Below are 1109 nucleotides of genomic sequence, written 5' to 3'. Positions count from 1 at the left end.
TCTCCGGGACGAAGATGACGGTGACATCGGCGCCGGTGGCCTCGATGGCCTCCTTGACCGAGCCGAAGACCGGGATCTCGATGGAGGCACCTCCCAGGCCGTTCAGGCTCTGGGGGACGTCGAAGGCGACCTTCTGGCCGGCCTTGCGGGGGTTCACACCGCCGACGATGTTGGTGCCCGAGGCAAGCATCCGACGGGTGTGCTTCTGGCCCTCGGAGCCGGTCATGCCCTGGACGATGACCTTGCTTTCCTTGGTGAGGAAGATAGCCATGGTGTAGGTGTCCTCGTCCTTCTTACTTCGCAGCCAGCTCGGCGGCCCGCACGGCCGCGCCGTCCATGGTGTCCACCTGCTGCACCAGCGGGTGGTTCGCATCGGTCAGGATCTTGCGGCCGACCTCCGCGTTATTGCCGTCGAGGCGCACCACCAGCGGCTTGGTGACCTCCTCGCCCTTGGACTCCAGCAGCTCCAGGGCCTGCACGATGCCGCCCGCGACCGCGTCACACGCGGTGATGCCGCCGAAGACGTTGACGAAGACGGACTTCACATCCGGGTCGCCGAGGATGATCTCCAGGCCGTTGGCCATGACCTCGGCGGAGGCACCGCCACCGATGTCGAGGAAGTTGGCGGGCTTGACGCCGCCGTGGTCCTCACCGGCGTACGCGACGACGTCCAGGGTGCTCATCACCAGACCCGCGCCGTTGCCGATGATGCCGACCTCGCCGTCGAGCTTGACGTAGTTCAGACCCTTGGCCTTGGCCGCGGCCTCGAGCGGGTTGGCCGCCGCCTTGTCCTCGAGCGCCTCGTGCTCCGGCTGACGGAACGCGGCGTTCTCGTCCAGCGACACCTTGGCGTCCAGCGCGATGATCTTGCCGTCGCCGGACTTGATCAGCGGGTTGACCTCGACGAGAAGCGCGTCCTCGGCGACGAAGGCCTTCCACAGCAGCTGCAGGACCTCGACCACCTGGTCGGCGATATCGGCCGGGAAGTTGGCCTCCGACACGATCTCGCGGGCCTTCTCCGGCGTCACGCCCTCGATGGCGTCGACCGGGACCTTGGCCAGCGCCTCGGGCTTGGTCGCGGCGACCTCCTCGATGTCCATGCCGCCCTC

The 1109-nt window shown here is 67.4% G+C and carries 1 protein-coding gene and 1 pseudogene; both read right to left on the bottom strand.

Going from position 1 to position 1109, the window contains the following annotated elements; translation table 11 throughout:
• Positions 1-271, bottom strand: a pseudogene (locus ACY34J_RS28970) (succinate--CoA ligase subunit alpha); the annotation flags it as partial.
• A 22-nt stretch (positions 272-293) separates the two neighbouring features.
• On the bottom strand, positions 294-1109 hold an 816-nt coding region (locus tag ACY34J_RS28965), incomplete at its 5' end, for an ATP-grasp domain-containing protein (RefSeq protein ID WP_462729596.1).

This window comes from Streptomyces sp. HSS9-12 (assembly GCF_054963655.1).
Note: the sequence above shows the minus strand (reverse complement) of the source record. Positions and strands in the feature narration are given on the sequence as shown.